The sequence below is a fragment of the Streptomyces sp. NBC_00887 genome (genome assembly GCF_045207585.1).
Window position 1 is genome coordinate 6,988,859 of the sequence record NZ_CP108788.1, and the last position, 17,886, is coordinate 7,006,744.

General features: G+C 70.8%; 16 protein-coding genes, 1 tRNA gene and 1 pseudogene. 11 read left to right on the top strand and 7 right to left on the bottom strand.

The window, feature by feature from the left end:
• Positions 1-7: 7 nt before the first annotated feature.
• The gene (locus tag OG844_RS31915) at positions 8-1,015 is read right to left on the bottom strand and encodes an SEC-C metal-binding domain-containing protein (RefSeq protein ID WP_406394956.1); all 1,008 of its coding nucleotides are present in this window, start codon (positions 1,013-1,015) and stop codon (positions 8-10) included.
• 250 nt (positions 1,016-1,265) lie between these two features.
• On the opposite strand from OG844_RS31915, the gene OG844_RS31920 reads away from it, so the two are divergent.
• Together OG844_RS31920 and OG844_RS31925 are read left to right on the top strand one after the other, a co-directional pair.
• Positions 1,266-1,595, top strand: coding sequence for a DUF6412 domain-containing protein (locus OG844_RS31920; protein ID WP_406394957.1), 330 nt, complete (start codon positions 1,266-1,268; stop codon positions 1,593-1,595).
• Between the two features lie 88 nt (positions 1,596-1,683).
• Complete coding sequence (locus tag OG844_RS31925; RefSeq protein WP_406394958.1) at positions 1,684-2,454, top strand: YidC/Oxa1 family membrane protein insertase; 771 nt, start codon at positions 1,684-1,686, stop codon at positions 2,452-2,454.
• A gap of 32 nt (positions 2,455-2,486) precedes the next feature.
• Here OG844_RS31925 and OG844_RS31930 read toward each other — a convergent pair whose 3' ends face one another.
• Positions 2,487-2,831 carry a hypothetical protein gene (locus OG844_RS31930; RefSeq protein ID WP_406394959.1) on the bottom strand — a complete coding sequence of 115 codons (345 nt, stop codon included), beginning with the start codon at positions 2,829-2,831 and terminating at the stop codon, positions 2,487-2,489.
• A 324-nt stretch (positions 2,832-3,155) separates the two neighbouring features.
• Here OG844_RS31930 and OG844_RS31935 point away from each other — a divergent pair, with 324 nt between their 5' ends.
• Complete coding sequence (locus tag OG844_RS31935) at positions 3,156-4,016, top strand: fumarylacetoacetate hydrolase family protein (RefSeq protein WP_406394960.1); 861 nt, start codon at positions 3,156-3,158, stop codon at positions 4,014-4,016.
• A gap of 70 nt (positions 4,017-4,086) precedes the next feature.
• Here the strand turns inward: OG844_RS31935 and OG844_RS31940 are convergent, their stop codons facing one another.
• Both OG844_RS31940 and OG844_RS31945 read right to left on the bottom strand, forming a co-directional pair.
• Positions 4,087-4,566, bottom strand: coding sequence for a heme-degrading domain-containing protein (locus OG844_RS31940; protein WP_406394961.1), 480 nt, complete (start codon positions 4,564-4,566; stop codon positions 4,087-4,089).
• A complete protein-coding gene (locus OG844_RS31945; RefSeq protein WP_406394962.1) occupies positions 4,563-5,669 on the bottom strand; it encodes a Gfo/Idh/MocA family oxidoreductase in 1,107 nt (368 codons plus the stop codon). The genes OG844_RS31940 and OG844_RS31945 overlap by 4 nt, the downstream gene beginning before the upstream one ends.
• A 56-nt stretch (positions 5,670-5,725) precedes the next feature.
• Here OG844_RS31945 and OG844_RS31950 point away from each other — a divergent pair, with 56 nt between their 5' ends.
• The 7 genes and pseudogenes from OG844_RS31950 to OG844_RS31980 all read left to right on the top strand — a co-directional run bounded on the left by OG844_RS31950 (position 5,726) and on the right by OG844_RS31980 (position 11,959).
• Positions 5,726-6,856 (top strand): ROK family protein, encoded by a 1,131-nt coding sequence (locus OG844_RS31950; protein ID WP_406394964.1) that lies wholly within the window; start codon positions 5,726-5,728, stop codon positions 6,854-6,856.
• 166 nt (positions 6,857-7,022) lie between these two features.
• Entirely contained in the window at positions 7,023-8,009 is a 987-nt protein-coding gene (locus tag OG844_RS31955) for a hypothetical protein (protein ID WP_406394965.1), read from the top strand.
• Between the two features lie 54 nt (positions 8,010-8,063).
• Positions 8,064-8,146 (top strand): annotated as a pseudogene (locus OG844_RS31960) (GntR family transcriptional regulator); the annotation flags it as partial.
• 377 nt (positions 8,147-8,523) lie between these two features.
• A complete protein-coding gene (locus OG844_RS31965) occupies positions 8,524-9,318 on the top strand; it encodes an HAD-IIA family hydrolase (protein ID WP_406394967.1) in 795 nt (264 codons plus the stop codon).
• Positions 9,319-9,404: 86 nt separating this feature from the next.
• Positions 9,405-9,956 carry a hypothetical protein gene (locus OG844_RS31970; RefSeq protein WP_406394968.1) on the top strand — a complete coding sequence of 184 codons (552 nt, stop codon included), beginning with the start codon at positions 9,405-9,407 and terminating at the stop codon, positions 9,954-9,956.
• 1 nt (position 9,957) lies between these two features.
• A complete protein-coding gene (locus tag OG844_RS31975) occupies positions 9,958-10,635 on the top strand; it encodes a class F sortase (RefSeq protein WP_406394970.1) in 678 nt (225 codons plus the stop codon).
• A gap of 277 nt (positions 10,636-10,912) precedes the next feature.
• On the top strand, positions 10,913-11,959 hold the full coding sequence (locus OG844_RS31980) for a glycoside hydrolase family 6 protein (protein ID WP_406394971.1): 1,047 nt from the start codon (positions 10,913-10,915) through the stop codon (positions 11,957-11,959).
• 55 nt (positions 11,960-12,014) lie between these two features.
• Here the strand turns inward: OG844_RS31980 and OG844_RS31985 are convergent, their stop codons facing one another.
• From OG844_RS31985 to OG844_RS31995, 3 genes are all read right to left on the bottom strand, one after another.
• On the bottom strand, positions 12,015-13,949 hold the full coding sequence (locus tag OG844_RS31985) for a galactose oxidase-like domain-containing protein (protein WP_406394972.1): 1,935 nt from the start codon (positions 13,947-13,949) through the stop codon (positions 12,015-12,017).
• Positions 13,946-15,859, bottom strand: coding sequence for a glycosyltransferase family 2 protein (locus OG844_RS31990; RefSeq protein ID WP_406394974.1), 1,914 nt, complete (start codon positions 15,857-15,859; stop codon positions 13,946-13,948). Before OG844_RS31990 ends, OG844_RS31985 begins: the two co-directional genes overlap by 4 nt.
• Positions 15,860-16,305: 446 nt before the next feature.
• Positions 16,306-16,379: transfer RNA gene (locus tag OG844_RS31995), tRNA-Lys, on the bottom strand.
• Between the two features lie 172 nt (positions 16,380-16,551).
• Here OG844_RS31995 and OG844_RS32000 point away from each other — a divergent pair.
• Positions 16,552-17,835 carry a peptidoglycan-binding protein gene (locus OG844_RS32000; RefSeq protein ID WP_406394975.1) on the top strand — a complete coding sequence of 428 codons (1,284 nt, stop codon included), beginning with the start codon at positions 16,552-16,554 and terminating at the stop codon, positions 17,833-17,835.
• The last annotated feature ends 51 nt before the right edge of the window (positions 17,836-17,886 follow it).

The window sequence follows — 17,886 nt, forward strand, 5'->3', positions numbered from 1 at the left end:
GAGCACGTCACGCCGCGCCGTGGCACTCCCGGTACGTGCGCGCCGAGCCGCACCAGCACGCCGCACTGCGTGCCGGGGGCCACGGGACCGCACGGCCTCGGGCCGCGAGGGTGGTGGCGTACTGGGGGAGCAGGTCCGGGTCGGACGGGGAGGCGGCCTCCGACGCGGCGAACGCCTCGTACGAGGGGACCGTGCCCGTGACGATGCCGAGATTCGGGGTACCCGTGGCGTGCAGGTCCCGCAGGGCGGCTTCCAGGCGTCCCAGGTGGTCGGCGTGGCTGAGGTACTCCTGGGTCAGCTCCGGGTAGGCGGTGAGCAGCTCACGCAGCTCGTCCTCGGGCCAGTGCAGCACCGCTACGGGGAACGGGCGGGAGAGCGCCGTGCGGTAGGTGCCCAGCTCGGCGCGGATGCGGTTGATCTCCGCCCGCAGCTCGCCCGGATCCGAGGAGCCCAGGGCCCACAGACGCTTCGGGTCGTGGAGTTCGTCGAGCGGCACGGCCGCCGTGTGGAGCGTGTCGGCCAGCTCGTCCCACGCGTCGTGACCGACCCCCATCAGCCTGCGCACCCGGTGGCGTCCGGTCAGCAGCGACTGGGTGGCGTACGGCACCTCCTCGCCCGGAGACAGCAGGAGCTTCAGCGCGGCCGAGAAGAAGTCGTGGGCCGACTCCAGCTCGTCGTGGGCCTCGAGCGTCTCCGCGATGATCTCCCACGGCGCCGCGTCGAGCGGTCCGGCGGCGCGGATGCCGTCGATGATCGCGCGGGCCTCCGCCTCGTGGCCGTACTCCCAGAGGTTGGCCGCTTTGAGCGCTTTGACCAGATGCGGGTTGTCGACGGCGGTTTCGGAGGACGCGAGCAGCTCGTCGTACAGAGTGGCGGCGCGGGCGCGGTCGCCGGCGAGCTCCAGGTGGGCCGCGGCCTGGAGGAACAGCGGCTCGTGGTCCTCGGGGTACTGCGCCGCGGTGCGGAGCAGGCGCTCGGCTTCGGTGGTGTGGTCGGCAGGCGTGTCGGGGCGCATGAACCACACCGTACTGCGGTACAGGGGCCGGGGGAGAGAGCAACGGATGGAGCCGTGGTGGAGGCCACAGCGCAGGCGGCGCCCGGCGAATCCGGACGGCCCGTGCCCCGCTCCCGCCCGGCAGGATCCCTCAGCCGCTCGAGGCGGGTCGTGAGGCCGATCGTGTATAACGGCTGGGGGACATGAAGGACCAGCAGGACAGACCGGGCCAGGCGCGCACGCGCCGCACGACAAGGAGGAGGAGGGACCGATGAACGACATGAACCGTCTGCGTCGTACGGTCGCCCGACTGCTCCGGCCCGCCGCGTTCCTCGTCCTGTTCCTCACCGAGGTCCTGCTCGCCGACGGCGGCAGCTTCTCCGCCGCGGTCGCGCTCGCCGCCACCGCCGCAGCCGGATCGGCGCTCCTCGTCTGCTCCGTCATCAGCGCACGCTGCGCGGTCCCCGTGCCCCGCACCCGGGTGCGCACCGCGATGCGCGACAGGGAGAAGCGCACCGCGTTCCTTCCGCAGCGGGATCCCGACGCCAGGGGGCGCACCAGGCCCCGAGCGCCCGGGTCCGTCCTCCTGACGGCCGCGTAGGGAGCAGTTCCTCCTCGTACTCCCCGCGCGGGTCGTCCTGCCGAGTTCCACTCTTCCCGGCACGACGAGACCCCCGGAGGGCTCACCCATGTCCGCTTTCATGTCCGCCTTCGCGAGCCTGGTCGGCGCGCTCGCCGATCTGCTCCAGCCGCTCTTCCAGACCGCGTCCACCGCCGCCGCGATCGTCCTGTTCACCGCCCTCGTACGGCTGGCCGTGCACCCCCTGTCGCGCGCCGCGGCGCGCGGGCAGAAGGCCCGCACCAAGCTCCAGCCGCAGATCACCGAGCTGCGCAAGAAGCACGCGAAGAACCCCGAGCGCATGCAGAAGGCGCTCATGGAGCTGCACGCGAAGGAGAAGGTCTCGCCGTTCTCCGGCTGCCTGCCCAGCCTGCTCCAGATGCCGGCCTTCTTCCTGCTGTACCACCTCTTCTCCAGCCGGAGCATCGGCGGAGACCCGAACTCGCTGCTCGGCCACGAGCTCTTCGGCGCACCTCTCGGCGAACGCTGGCACGACGCGCTCGCCGACGGCGGCCCCTTCGGTACGCAGGGGCTGGTCTACCTCGCACTCTTCGTGATCGTCGCCGCCGTCGCCACGTTCAACTACGGCCGCACGAAGCGCCAGATGGCGGCGAACCCGGTGACCCCCGCGACCGGCCCCGACGGGCAGCCGGTGCCGGGCATGGGCGCGATGACGAAGGTGATGCCGCTGATGTCGTTCCTGACGCTGTTCTCCGTGGCCTTCGTGCCGCTGGCCGCGGCCCTGTACATCGTCACCAGCACCACCTGGACCGCGATCGAGCGGGCGTACCTCTACCGGGACACCCCGGCCACGGTGGCCGCGCCGGCCCCCGCGCTCTGAGGTGAGCAGACCGCGGGGGCCGGCGGGCTCGATCAGGCGAAGACCACGGAACGGACCTTCAGACGGTCCGAGGCGCCGCCGCCGGGACGCAGCGTGTAGTACACGTCGCCCTCGCAGTCGGCCGTGAGGAAGACGGTGGCCGTCGCGTCCGTGAGGTTCTTCGGGGCGTACGCGGGCGGCAGCGCGTCGGAGTCGGCGCCGGGGAGGTTGATGCACTCGCCGCTCGGCGGGTCGTTCAGGAAGCCGACCGCCTCGTAGCCCTCGTCGGTCTCGTACGTGTACCTGAACTGACCGGTGGCGGCGGAGGCTGCGGTCGGCAGGGTGACGACGAGGGTGAGGGCGCCGAGGGCGGCGGCGACGGTGTGGCGAAGGCGCATGGAAGCAGTCCTCTGGAAGAAGGAGTGGGATCGGTCCCACGCTGCCCCCGTACTGGTGGGGCGATGCTCACCGCCACTCCAACGGCCGCCGGAGAACCGTTCCTCTTCACCCGTTGGAGGGCGTGCGGGCCCCTCGGATCCCTCGCTCCACCCGGTGAAGGCCCAGTCGGCGCGCCCCGGAATCCATGGAGGACTCCTGCGGACGTGGTCCCAGTAAGTGAACAGGGTCTTGCGGGGTGATCGGATGTCTTGGAGGATCAGCCAAGCTCTTCGTTGGCCGCAACCCACCGGCGGGCTCGATCTCGACCAAGGGGAGATGGACCGTTGAAACTGCTTCGAGTAGGTACGGCGGGAGCGGAACGCCCCGCGCTGCTTGACCGTGACGGCACCCTGCGCGACCTTTCCGGGCTCGTCACCGACATCGACGGTGAGCTGCTCGGCGACGCGTCGGCGCTGGACCGGGTGCGGGAGGCGGCGGCGACCCCCGACGTGCTGCCGCCGCTCGATGCGGACGGGCTGCGGATCGGGCCCCCGGTCGGCCGGATCGGCAAGATCGTGTGCATCGGGCTGAACTACCACGACCACGCCGCCGAGACGGGTGCGGCGATCCCGGAGGAGCCGATCCTGTTCTTCAAGGCTCCGGACACCGTCGTCGGGCCCGAGGACACGGTGCTCGTGCCGCGCGGCAGCCGCAAGATGGACTGGGAGGTCGAGCTCGCGGTGGTCATCGGCCGCACCGCCCGCTACCTGGACTCCGCCGAGGAGGCACTCGGCCATGTCGCCGGGTACGCGACGGCGCACGACGTGTCGGAGCGCGAGTTCCAGATCGAGCGCGGCGGCACCTGGGACAAGGGCAAGAACTGCGAGACGTTCAACCCGCTGGGGCCGTGGCTCGTGACGGCGGACGAGGTGCCCGACCCGCAGGCGCTGCCGCTGAGGCTGTGGGTCAACGGGGAGCTGAAGCAGGACGGCACGACGGCGGCCCAGATCTTCCCGGTGGGAGAGGTCGTGCGCTACCTCAGCCACTTCATGACGCTGTACCCGGGGGACGTGATCAACACGGGTACGCCCGCGGGGGTGGCGATGGGCCGGCCGGAGCCGAAGCCGTATCTGCGGGCCGGGGATGTCGTGGAGCTCGAGGTCGAGGGGCTGGGGCGGCAGCGGCAGGCGCTCAAGGACGCGTAGGCCCCGGGCGGGGTGTCGCAGGGCCCGTCCGGCTGACGGTTTTCCGCGATCGCCGGACGGGCTTCCTGTGTCAGGCCGTGCGCCGGGTGGCGAACTGTTCCAGGGCCTCGATCACCAGGGCGTGGTCCTCGGCCTGGGGCAGGCCCGAGACCGTGACCGAGCCGATCACGCCCGCGCCCTCGACAGAGATCGGGAACGATCCGCCGTGCGCCGCGTACGTGTCCGGGTCCAGGCGCGAGGACTCCTCGAAGGTGGTGCCCTTCGCCCGGAAGCGGGTGCCCACCAGGTAGGAGCTCTCCCCGTACCGCTCCACGACCTTGCGCTTGCGGTCGATCCAGGCGTCGTTGTCCGCGCTCGAACCCGGCAGCGCGGCATGGAACAACTGCTGCGCGCCGCGCCGGATGTCGATCGCGACCGGGGCGTGCCGGTCGCGGGCCAGCGCGACGAGGAGACCGCCCAGCGCGTACGCGTCGTCGTAGCTGAAGTGCGGCAGCGTCAGACGCCGCTCCTGCGCGATGAGCTCGGAAATGGTCGGAGCGCTGGGGCTCATGCGTGCTGCTCCTCGTCGTGGTGGGGAAGAAGGGTGACCGAGACGCCCTCGCGGGCCGAGCGGCGCGCCGCCTCCAGGACGTCCAGCGCCGCGGCGGCCTGCAGGGCGGTCACCGGGTTCTCACCGGTGCCGCGCAGGGCCGCCGCGACGGCCGCGTAGTACGCGGGGTAGTCGCCCGGGAGCGTACGGACCGGCTTGCCGCCGCCGGTCAGCGGCGACTCACCGGCGCCGAGCCGGCCCCACAGCTCCTCCGGCTCCTCGCCCCAGGGCTCGCCGGCCGACGGGCGGACACCGTCGCGCAGGGCGGCCTCCTGCGGGTCCAGGCCGTGCTTCACATAGCCGGCCTTCGAGCCGAGCACCCGGAAGCGCGGGCCCAGCTGGGCCGTCGTGGCACTGACGTACAGGTGCGAACGGACGCCGTTCGTGTGCGTGATCGCGATGAACGTGTCGTCGTCGGCCACCGCACCGGCCCGGCGCACGTCGGACTCCGCGTACACCTGCACGGCGGGCCCGAACAGGGTGAGCGCCTGGTCGACGACGTGGCTGCCCAGGTCGAACAGCAGCCCGCCGATCTCCTCCGGGTCGCCCGACTCGCGCCAGCCGCCCTTCAGCTCCGGACGCCACCGCTCGAAACGGGACTCGAAGCGCAGCACGTCGCCGAGCTCGCCGTCCTCGATCAGCTGCGCCAGCGTGCGGAAGTCGTTGTCCCAGCGACGGTTCTGGAAGACCGAGAGCAGCAGCCCCCGGCCGTCCGCCAGCGCCGCCAGCTCGCGGGCCTCGGCGGCGGTACCGGCGAGGGGCTTGTCCACGACCACGGACAGGCCGGCCTCGAGCGCGGCCGTCGCGATCGGGACATGAGTCCTGTTCGGGGAGGCGATCACGACGAGGTCCAGCTCGTCCGCGCGCGAGAGGAGCTCGTCGGGCGAGGCGGCGAACCGCACACCGGGGAACTCGGCGCGGGCCTGCGCCCGCCGCTCCTCGTTCGAAGTGACGACCGTGTCGAGTGCGAGGCCCTCGGTCGCGGCGATCAGCGGGGCGTGGAAGACGGAGCCCGCCAGGCCGTAGCCGACGAGTCCGACGCGGAGAGGAGCGTTGGCAGTCATGCAAACCACTTAAGCAACGCTGTTGCCAAAGTGCAAGCCATAGGGACAATGGTCGGGTGAACAGGAGCAACACCAGGGGCGGCGGCGGTGCGAACCTGCCGACCCTGCGTCACCACAACGCCTCGCTCGTGCTCGACCTGCTGCGCGTGGCCGGTGAGCGCGGGATCAGCAGGCTGGAGCTCGCCGAGCGCACCGGACTCACCCCGCAGGCCGTCAGCAAGATCACCGGCAGGCTGCGCACGGAGGGGCTGGCGGCCGAGGCCGGTCATCTCGCCTCCACGGGCGGCAAGCCCCGTACGGTGCTGCGACTGGTTCCGGACGCGGGGTACGCCGTCGGGCTCCACCTGGACCGTGACGAACTGACAGCCGTCCTGGTCGATCTGTCCGGCACCCCGGTCGGCACCCGGACCACCCCTCTCGACCTCGGCGCTCCGGCCGCCGAGGTCGTCGCGACCGCGGCCCGTGCGGTGGAGACGGTACGGGCAGGGGCGCCCTGGACCCAGGACCGGCCGGTCTTCGGCGTGGGGGTCGCGATGCCGGGTCCCCTGGACCACCGGGCCGGCGTACTGCACCGCGTCACCGGGTTCCCGCAGTGGGACGGCTACCCCCTGCGGGACGCGCTCGCCGAGCGGACCGGGCTGCCCGTCGTCCTCGACAAGGACACCAACGCCGCCGCCCTCGGCCTCGCCCTGCGCGAACGCGGCGCGGCCGGCTTCGCGTATCTGCACCTGGGCACCGGGCTCGGCGCCGGGATCGTCCTCGGCGGGACGGTGCACCGCGGAGCCCGTACCGGTGCGGGGGAGTTCGGCCACCAGACCCTCCAGCTCGACGGCCCCCCGTGCGGCTGCGGCGGGAGGGGCTGCATCGAGGCGCTCTGCCTGGCCGCCGTGGCCCGCGGTGACATCGCCGAGGCGGCCCGGGTCCTCGGGGCGGGCGCCGCCAACCTCGTCGGGCTGCTCGACATCGACCGGGTGGTCCTCGGCGGCCGCACCGTCGCCGCCGACGAGGACGCGTACGTACGAGGGGTGCGTGCCGTGATCGAGGAGCGCGCCCGCCGGGACGGCACCGGCGCCCCGGTACCGGTCACCGTCGCGGGCGGCGGCGACCGCCCGGTCGCCGAAGGGGCGGCCCAGCTGGTCCTGGCGCCCGTGTTCGGCCGGGTGGGCGAGGGCGGGGACCAGGGCTGAGCAGCACCGAACGGCCCCGATCAGGGCTGTTCGGGCGGACTCCGCCGCCCGAACGGGCGGATTTACCCGCCGGGAGGTGGCATCCCCCGTAGGTGCGTGGCAGCGTCGTCCGCGGCAGCCGGCACCCCCGAGCCGGTCGTTCGCGAGCAGCGAAGGGTGTCCGTCCATGCCCCCCAAACCAGCCGCACGACTGCGCGACGGCCGTGTCTTCTCCACTCTAGGGACGTTCGGGCTGGCGGCCGGATTCGCCGTACCCGCCGTCCTCCTCGGCAGCACGCAGGCGGGCGCCGCACCGGAGGCCCTCGCCTCCGCCGTCGGCCTCCGGCAGCCCGTCTGCGGCCGGCCCGACGCCGAGGACTTCCCCATCGAGACCCGGATCCACGGCGGTCCGGACACGTACGCGTCCGGCGGTGGCTACGGCATCTGGTACCTCGACCTGACCAACAGCACGTCCGAGACCTGCCGCGCCATCCATCCCGTACTGGTGCTCACCGACCGGGACCGTACGCTCACCCCGTCCCAGATCCAGCTCGAGTTCTCGGAGCGCTCCGATCCGGACACCCAGCACCGCGTGACCTGGGAGACCACCGAACGGCACGAGCAGATCGGCGTGTTCGGCAGCGGCGAGGACGACGACTTCCCCGGCTTCACCGTGGCGGCGGGGCGCACGGTCACCGTCCAGGTCCGGATGGCCTTCACCTCGGACACCGTGCCCGGCCCGGTCACGGCCAACGCGGCCGTCGTCCAGCGGCTGTCGGGAGCGGAGAAGAGCGGCGGTGACGGGGACTGGGTCGGCGAGTCGGACGACTACAGCTTCACGGTCATCGAGGGGAACATCGACGGCGGCACCGACGTGGAGTCCGGCACCGGGACGGGTACCGACCAGGACGCCGGCACCGGGGCAGGCGATGAGGAAACCGGTACCGACAGGGAAACCGGCACCGCCACGGGCGATGAGGAAACCGGTACCGACAGGGAAACCGGCACCGGGACGGACACCCCCCGCCGCGACGCCGCCGGAAATCCGCTCCCCGAACTGGCCCGCACCGGACAGGACAGGGCCGCCGGGGCCGGGCTCACGGCCGCCGCGCTCCTCCTCGTCGGGGTCGCGGCGCTGGCCGGTGCCCGGAGGATCCGCAGGGTGCGGGACTGACCTGCCCGCAGGTACCGCCATGTCGAGTTCATGTGCGTCTGCCGGCATCGGGCCGTGGACTTTCCGAACAACGGGCACCCGGCGCACCGATCCGATCCGGCATTCCGGAGCACGGGCGCATCCCCAAGTACTACGCCGGTCACCGGCGGTATCACGGCGGTGCTGCGCTGCACCACCCTCGCCAGGAGGCCCCGCAGAAGGGAGAGGTCCTCGTCTCGTACAACGGGGGCGCACCCGTCTCCGCGAGACGTACACCGCCGACGCCGTCGCCAAGGACGAGACGATCACCCTCCAGGTCCCGTCCGGCGCCACGGACGTCAAGGTCCGGTTCCGCTCCACGGCGGGCAACAACCGGTACCGGGTCGTCGACGGGGTCAAGATCAGTTCCTCCTGACCCGAGAGTTCCGCCCGGTCGGACCGGCACCCTAAAATCAAGGACGTCGGCGCTGCACAACGCGGTGCCGCCGGCGTCCGGCACCCCGAGTGCACAGTGCGTACGGCAGGAGCCCGTCCCATGGCAGAGCGCAAGCCGATCGAATCCTGGCTGACCGACATGGACGGGGTCCTGATCCACGAAGGCACGCCGATCCCCGGAGCCGACGCCTTCATCAAGCGGCTGCGGGAGTCCGGACTGCCGTTCCTGGTCCTGACCAACAACTCCATCTACACGGCCCGCGACCTGCACGCCCGCCTCAAGCGCATGGGCCTGGACGTGCCGGTGGCGAACATCTGGACCTCGGCCCTGGCCACCGCCCAGTTCCTGGACGACCAGCGGCCGCAGGGCACCGCGTACGTCATCGGCGAGGCGGGGCTCACCACCGCGCTGCACGACATCGGCTACGTCCTCACCGACCACGAGCCCGACTACGTGGTGCTCGGCGAGACGCGTACGTACAGCTTCGAGGCGCTCACCAAGGCGATCCGGCTGATCAACGGCGGGGCCCGCTTCATCTGCACCAACCCGGACGAGACCGGCCCGTCCGCGGAGGGCCCGCTGCCCGCCACCGGCTCCGTCGCCGCGCTGATCACCAAGGCCACCGGCAAGGCCCCGTACTTCGCGGGCAAGCCCAATCCGCTCATGATGCGGACCGGACTCAACGCGATCGGCGCCCACTCCGAGACCTCCGCCATGATCGGCGACCGGATGGACACCGACGTGCTCGCCGGTCTCGAGGCCGGAATGCAGACGTTCCTGGTGCTCACCGGGCTCACCACGCACGCCGACATGGACCGCTACCCGTTCCGGCCGTCCACGGTCGTCGACTCGATCGCGGACCTGGTCGACCTCGTCGACCTGCCCGCGGAGTAACCGTCCCGGGCCGGAGGCCACCCGACCGGCCCACAGCGGATGCGGGGAGCAGTGGCGCGGGTGAACCTGCCATCAGGAGGTTTACGATGCGCTCACTGCCCCTCACGTTCTGTGCCACTCTGGCGGCCGCGGCCATAGCCCTGCCCGCGTCCGCCGCACCGGCCGATTCCGAGACCGAGAACCACAAGGGATCGGTCTCCGTCAATCCGTCCACCGTCTCCCCCGGCGGGGAGGTCGAACTCTGGGTCGACGCCTGCGGCAAGAGCAGGTCCGCCACGGGGAACTCCGAAGCCTTCGTCTCCGAAGCGCGCTTCGCACCGGCCGACGGCAAAGGCCTCTTCGCCGAGGCCCGGATCCGCTCCGACGCCGCACCCGACGACTACGAGGTCTGGGTGACCTGCAAGGACGGCCACGGCAAGGCGACCGGCACCTTCACCGTCGTCCACCACAGCCGCCCCTCGCCCGTCGCCCCCGTCCGGGCCGGCGGCGGAGGCACCGCGACCCTCGCCGAGAAGGCCGGCACCGAGCAGAGCGGTCCCGGGACCCGGCACGCGGTGATCGGGCTCGCCCTCGGCGCCGCAGCGGCCGTGACCGTCGCGTTCCGCAGTGCGCGACGCCGACGTTCGGCGCTGGACTGACATGCCGGCCTCCGACCGCCCCGCAGGATCCGGGCGGTTGCTGACCGGTGTCGCGTGGGCCGTCCTCCTGCTGGGACTGTGGCTGTGGGGCCGTGAGGCCACCGACGGCAGCTCCGCGCCGACGACCGGTGACGTCGCCGCGGTGGGGCGTCCCCTGGGCGTACCGCTGCCACCGGCGCACGACCCCCTCGACGGGGCCACGCCGCAGCGGGTCGAGATCCCCTCGATAGGGATCGAGGCACCCGTCGTCGGACGCGGCCTCGACACCTCGGGGGCCATCGACCCGCCCCCGTACGAGATGCCGCAGACCGTCGGCTGGTACGACAGCGGCACCGAGCCCGGCACCGAGGGCGCCGCGCTCTTCGTCGGACACGTCGACACCGAGACGAAGCCGGCCGTCTTCTACGGGCTCAGCGCGGCCCGGCCCGGCGAGAAGATCCGGGTGAGCCGGTCCGACGGGACGGTCGCCGAGTTCACCATCGACGACGTACAGGTCGTCACCCGGGAACGCTTCGACGCCGAGAAGGCCTACGGGCCCCGCGAAGACGGGCGGGCGGAGCTCCGGCTGATCACCTGCGGCGGCACGTACGACCGGAAGTCCCACGCGTACACGGCCAACGTGGTCGTCTCGGCGTATCTGACGGGCGAGAAGCGCGGCGCGGCCAGGAGCAGCGCCTGAGGCGGGACCCGGCACGCACACCGGGCCCGGCCGGCGGCCCGCTCCCCCTCGGAGTCGCCGGCCGGGCCGGTCCTCGACCGCGGTGCCCGGACTGCGGGAGAAGCCCGGCACAGCACGGGAGGTCGGTGGTCCGCACTGCAGGACACTGTAGGGCGGGGGACCGGCGCGGCCCAGTGGGTTTTTGGAGCGACGTCCGGGGCCGGAGGAGGCGTCCACCGCCCGGAGCGCTGTGCCAGGATGGATCCGACCGGTAGTGCATCGCTGCGAGGGGGAATGGATGTACGGCAGTTACACCGGCCGGTCCGACGAGCGCACGCGCGCGAGGACGACCGGTCTGAGGGCCGGTACGGCAGCCGCGATCGGGGTGGTCCTGCTGCTCGCCGGATGCTCCTCGTCCGATGACGGGGACAGGGACGCGCCGACCGCCGTCGACCAGCAGCCCAAGGGGACCGACCCGTACTGGGTCAACCCCGACGGGAACGCGGCGAAGCAGGTGGCCTCCTACGCGGAGGACGGCGACAAGAAGAACGCCGACCTGATCCGGAAGATCGCCGAGCAGCCGGTGGGCGAGTGGATCGGTCCGGAGAACCCGCAGGAGGTGGCGAAGGGCTTCACCGAGGCGGCCGAGAAGGCCGACCGGGACGCCCTGCTGGTCCTGTACAACATCCCGCACCGGGACTGCGGACAGTTCTCGAAGGGCGGGGCGGCGGACGGCGACACGTACCGGGCCTGGGTGGAGAGCGTCGCCAAGGGCATCGGGGACCGCCGGGCGACGGTCGTCCTCGAACCGGACGCGCTGCTGCACCTGGTCGACGGGTGCACCCCGCAGGAGTTCCACGAGGAGCGGTACGACCTGCTGAAGGGCGCGGTCGTGCGGCTGAAGCAGCAGCCTGGCACCACGGTCTACGTGGACGCGGGCAACGCGGGGTGGCAGACGCCCGACGCGCTGTTCCAACCCCTGCAGCGGGCGGGCGTCGCGGAAGCCGACGGCTTCGCCGTCAACGTGTCCAACTTCCAGACGACGGCGGCCAGCACGGAGTTCGGCAAGCAGCTGTCCGCGAAGGTGGGCAACAAGCCCTTCGTGATCGACACGAGCCGCAACGGCAACGGCCCGTACGACGGCGGCGACCCCGCCGAGAACTGGTGCAACCCGCCGGGACGGGCGCTGGGCGAGCCCCCGACGACCGAGACGGGCGACGAACTGATCGACGCGTACCTGTGGGTCAAACGGCCGGGCGAGTCGGACGGCGACTGCAAGGGCGGGCCCAAGGCGGGCGACTGGTGGGCCGACTACGCGCTGGGCCTGGCCCGCAACACGAAGTAGCCGAGGGCCCCGTGCGGCCTGCGCGGCCGCACGGGGAGCCTTCGGGCGAGGGGCCTCAGGGGACCTCGACCCAGGTGCCCTCGGACGGCGTGCCCTGGTCGTCCGTGACGAAGAGCATGTACCAGCCCGACGGGACCAGTGCCCGGTTCTTCGGGACCGTCACCGTGACGCTGTCCGCCGACTTCTTCAGGTCCAGCGCGATCGACCGCTGGTCCGTGTCCGTGACGTGGGTGACCGCACTCGGCCGCATCAGCTTCGCCGAGGCGATGGAGGACGCGTGCTGCGTCGTGAACAGCCCCGTGCCGCCCCGCTTGATCCGCTTCGGGCCGGCCGTCAGTTCCGGGCGGGCATCGCGGTACAGGTACGGCGGCGTGTAGATCTCGATGCGCTGCTCGAACGTGCCGGGCCGCGTGTTCGACTCGTCCGAGTAGAGCGAGTCCGAACCGAAGATCATCACCCGCCCGTCGGGCAGCAGGACCGTGCCGGAGTGGTAGTTGCGGCCCACCGCCGGGTCCGCGACACGCTTGTACGTGTCCGACTTCGCGTCGTACAGCCGGGCCTGCAGGCTGTCCGAACCGCCGCGCCCGCGATAATCGTTGGAGCCGCCCGTGACCAGCAGGGAGTCGTCGGGGAGGAGGGAGGCGCTCGGGTAGCGGGTGCCCTCGGACAGTGACGCGCCGTCCTTGAACCTGGGGTCGTCCTCCCGGAGGTCGACCAGCCGCGACTTCTCGCTGGACTTCTCCGACTCGCCGACGCCGCCGCCGCCGATCACCATGAACTTCTCGTCCTGGGCGGGAGGGAGCCGTACGGTCGCCGACGTCTCCATCTTGTCCGGGTCGCTGAGGCCGGGGATCTTCTCGAACTTGTTGGACTCCAGGTCCCAGATGCCGGGGGCGCGGCCGACGTTCGCGGGGCCGTAGCCGGCGTTGGAGCCGGAGTAGAAGAGCTTGCCGCTGTTCAGCAGGAAGACCGCCGGGTAGGTGGGGAACTTCCGGACGATGCCGGTGTACTCCCACTCCTTGGTCTTCGGGTCGTAGACCTCGTCCTTGCCGGGGACTATCTGCCCGATCTCGTCCAGGCCGGAGAGCGCGAGGACCTTGCCGTTCTTGAGCGTGGTCAGCGTGGGGTACCAGCGGGCCTCGTTCATCGGGTCGACGGTGATGTACTTCTCCGCCACCGGATCGAACTCGTAGGCCTCCTTGATGCCCTGGAAGTCCTTCTTGTCCAGGGCCAGCTTCTGCGCGATCCCGTATACGTTCCGGGTGTCGGAGCCCGACAGGCCCGCGATCCGGTAGTTGTCCTCGGTGCCCGTCTCGTACTTCGCACCGGACTTCTGCGCCTCGACGTAGATCCGGCCCAGCCCCGGGTCGTTGCGCAGGAAGGCACCGGTCTGCTTGTCGAAGACCTTGGTGGCCTTCTCCACGAGCACCGGGTCCTTGGTGACGAACGTCCGGCCGTTCTCCTTGCCCGTGAAGCGGGTGCCCGCGGGCAGCGTGATCGGCTTGTCGGGGTCCTCGTTGTGGACGATCATCAGGCCGCCGGCCTTGGTGACGTCACCCTCGAGCTTCTCGTACTGCTTCGTGCCGCCGGCTATGAGGAGCTTGCCGTCGGGCAGTTGCGTGTGGCCCGCGCAGAACATGTCCTTGGGCGTCGGGATGTTCTTGTACGTGTTCGCCTTCGGGTCCCACAGCACGGAGCGGAAGCTCTTCGCGTCGAAGTTCTTCTGGTTGTTCCCCGAGCCCGCGACGAGCAGCACCTTGCCGGTGTGCAGAAGCGCCGCGTGGATCGTGTTGATCCGGTACTCGGAGGGGATGTCCAGGAAGTCCCAGTGGCCGTTCTCCGCCTTGTACTCCGGCTTGTTGATCGTGTACTCGTGGTAGCGCTCGGTGCCGACGCGGTACAGCCACGGACCGTTCGCGCCCGCGAGCGCCAGAACCACCGCCGTACTGATCGCCAGACGGCGGGTACGGCGGCTCGGACGGTACTTCATTGTTTACGTCCCCCAAGGGCGATCTGCATGGTCTGGTCGTTCCCGGCCCAGGTGGGCTGCTCCTGCGGAGCGTGCTCCGGCCGGGGGGTGTCAGGGCCGCCCCGGCGCTTCTTCTTCTTCTTCGCGGCACGGACGGAGTGCCGCCAGCCGAAGATCGGTGCCGCGGTGATCAGCAGGGCCAGGCAGGCCCAGGTCAGCATGGCCGGGTGGTTGTGCCCGTTGAAGAAGGACGCGGCGATCGACCCGCCGAAGACCAGGATGAAGAACAGGTGGATACGGAAGGTGCCGAAGAGGGTGTCGGGGCTGGACGAGTCGCCCTTGGGCGTCACCACGAACGAGCTCTTGCGGCGCAGTACGGCGTCCATCAGCGAGCGTGCGTAGATCGGCGCGGAGAGTGCGGACATCACCATGCCGGCCAGGCCGCCGGAGCCCTCGGGCTCGTGCGGCGAGACGTTGTGGCGGCGGTTCCAGATGTAGAGGCCGATCTGGAGCGCCGAGGCGTTGCCGTACAGCATCATCCAGATCACCGGGTCGATCTGCACACCGGAGGCGCCCATGCCCAGGAACAGGGCGCAGCTCAGTGCCGCGAGGATCCAGTTCATCGCGGACATCGGATAGAAGATGATCATCATCGTGTAGTTGAAGAGCTTGCCCGCGGGGAGCGAGAACCAGCCCTTCCAGTACTGCTTGAGGATCGTCTCGTACGTTCCCCGGGACCAGCGCAGCTGCTGGGTGAAGAAGTCCGTCCACGCGGTCGGGCCCTCGCCGACGGCCAGGACGTCCGGGGTGTAGACGGAGCGCCACTTCTTTCCGGTGAGCGGGTTGCGGTGGCGGTGGATCTCGAAGCCGGTGGCCATGTCCTCGGTGATCGAGTCGTACAGACCGCCGATCTGCTTGAGGGCCGAGATCCGTACGGCGTTGCTCGTGCCGACGAACATGGGTGAGCCGTAGCGGTTGCCGGCGCGCTGGATCAGCGCGTGGAAGAGGAACTGCTGGGACTCCGCGGCCTTCGTGACGAACGTGTCGTAGTTGCCGTAGACCTGCGGACCGATGACGAAGCCGATGTCCGGGTCGCGGAAGTAGCCGAGCATCCGCTCCAGGTAGTTGGGCAGCGGGATGTGGTCGGTGTCCACGGACGCGAAGAAGTCGTAGGCGTCGCCGTGTGCGTCGAGCCAGGCGTTGTAGTTGCCGTGCTTGGTCTTGGCGCGGTGCGGGCCCTTGGCCTGGTTCCAGTGCGCGACGCCCTTGCGGGAGAAGTGGTGCACCCCGAGCCGGGCGCAGACCTCCTTCACCGCGGGGTCGTCGCCCTCGTCCAGCAGCCAGACGTGCATCAGCCCGCGGTGCCTGATCTTCACCGCTGCCTCGAGCGTCTTCGTCACCATCTCCAGGGGCTCCTTGCCCGGGACGAAGGAGGTGAGGAAGGCGACCCGGGTGCCGGTCTCCGGGACGACGGGGACCGGGTCACGGGCCACCAGCGTCGCGTGCGCGTTCGACAGGACGTTCATCGTGCGGAAGAGCTCGATCAGGCCGATCGAGACGAGCATGACGACGTCGAGGATGAGCAGCGTGTCGTTCTTGAGGTTCGGGTCGCGCTCGGTCCAGTGCTCGGGCTGCATCAGCCAGGCGAACATGCCGAGCGAGAGGAGCGGTGCCGCGCCGAGCAGCAGGGCCGCGCGGATCCGGTGCGGCTCCTGCGAGAGGAGCGAGCGGTACTGGACCGTGTACGGCCGGGTCGGGTCGGGCTGGGTCAGGGGCCCGGCGAGCCGGCTGTAGTGCTCGTAGTCGTAGCGCGGCAGCGCCTTCTTCGTGCGCCGCCGTGATCCCCCGGTGCGCAGCTGCGGCGGTATCCGCAGCTGTGTCGTCCGGGAAGGGTCGTTGTCGTGCCGGTCGCCTGGCGGCGTCGACGTCATGGTCATCCCCCCGCACGCAAGCCGTCTGCGTGGTTGATCGGTCATTTCGTCAGCGGCCGGGTCCCCTCGTTCACCACGTCCGCACTCTGTGAAGGGTCACCGTCCACACAGACATGGAATGGAACCCTTCCGGTTGCATGATGCCTCCTCGGCATCAGCGCCTGAGCGGGGCCCCCACCCCGCGGGCAAAGCAACCGGAATGCTTGCTTCCGTCGTCTCAACTGCATGGGTCCGAAGCCTCTTTGGAGACGACGGCACCAGGACAGGTTGTCCGACCTGTGGCGTGATCGCAAGGGTGAAACAGGCTGTTTACCGGGCATACGCACGATTTGGGTGGCGTGTGTGAAGGGGCGTGCGGAAGTGGTTGGCAGCGCCACGGAACCGCCCTGCCCCCGGGTATACGAACAAGGCCCCCTCACGCTCGGTGAGGGGGCCTTGCTGTTGCGTGCGCCGTCAGGGACTCGAACCCCGGACCCGCTGATTAAGAGTCAGCTGCTCTAACCAACTGAGCTAACGGCGCCTGCTGACCTGGAGAACTCTACCCGATCCGCCGGAGTGCTCCTGACCGATTCCCGGCCGGTACGGCCTGTCGGATGGTCGTTTTTTCCCTTTGGTCCGTCAACATGAGAAATGTCTGTCGTGCAGTTGAGACACGGAAGATCTGACGGTTGCGGAGGGGAAGAGGGAGTGGCATGACTGTGCCGGTCTTCGAGGAGTACGAACCCGCCATCGACTGCGGCTGCGCCGGGTGCGCCCAGCAGCGGCGCGCCGCCGCCGCGCTGCCGGTGAGGTACGGCGGCCACCCGGCCGCCCACGGTGCGCGACGCGCGCTGGTGCTGGTCACCGCGGCCGGAATGGTCCTGACCTGCGGGGCGGCCGAGGCGGCGTCCCTGGCCCACCGGGGTACGGGGGCCGGCGGGGCCGCGGACCCCCAGCCCGTCACCCCGCAGGGCTCGGTCGGGCCCCTGAACGGCACCGGCTCACCAGGGCCTCCGTCCGGGCCCGACTCCGTGCCACGCGCGACGACCCGGACCGCCATCATGGACCGCGCCAAGAAGTGGGTGTCCTCAAAGGTCCCCTACCACATGGAGAAGTACTGGTCCGACGGCTACCGGCAGGACTGCTCCGGCTATGTGTCCATGGCCTGGAACCTCGGCGGCAACGAGTGGACCGGCAGCCTCGCCTCGTTCGGGACGAAGATCTCCCGGGCCGATCTGCAGCCCGGCGACATGCTGCTCTTCCACAACCTGGCCGACCCCGCGGTGGGCTCGCACGTCACGATCTTCGGCGGCTGGAGCGACAGCACGCACAGTCACTACCTCGCCTACGAGCAGACCCGCCCGCACACCCGCAAGGCGACGACGCCCATGGCGTACTGGAGCAACTCCTCCAAGTACGTGGCGTACCGCCATAACGGCCTCACAAGTGGAACGAGCGGCAGCGGGTCGGGTACCGCGTTCCCCGGGGTGAAGAAGTTCGGTGCCGGGGCCGGCAACGCGTATGTGACCCAGCTCGGGAAGATGCTCATCGCCCAGGGTGGCAAGCGCTTCTACGAGCAGGGCGCCGGGCCGCGCTGGAGCGGCGCGGACAGGCGCGCCACGCAGACGTTCCAGAAGGCGCAGGGATGGAAGGGCAAGGAGGCGGACGGCATCCCCGGCCCGGACACCTGGAAGCTGCTGGTCAAGGGCAACGGGCGCAGGATTCCCGCCGCAGGATCGGGCGGCAGCCCCAGCACGACCCCGGCGTATCCCGGGCGCGGCGTATTCAGGCCGGGACAGTCCAACAGCCATGTCCTCAGGCTCGGCACCCAGCTGGTGGCGAAGGGATACGGCGCGCAGTACGTGACGGGCCCCGGCCGGAAGTGGACGGAGGCGGACCGCCGCAACGTGGAGGCGTTCCAGCGGGCCCAGGGCTGGCGCGGGGGCGTGGCCGACGGATATCCGGGGCCGGAGACCTGGCGGCGGCTCTTCGCGTGACGGCGGAGACACGGCAGCGGCGGTGTGGGAACGGAACGGACATGACGGAGG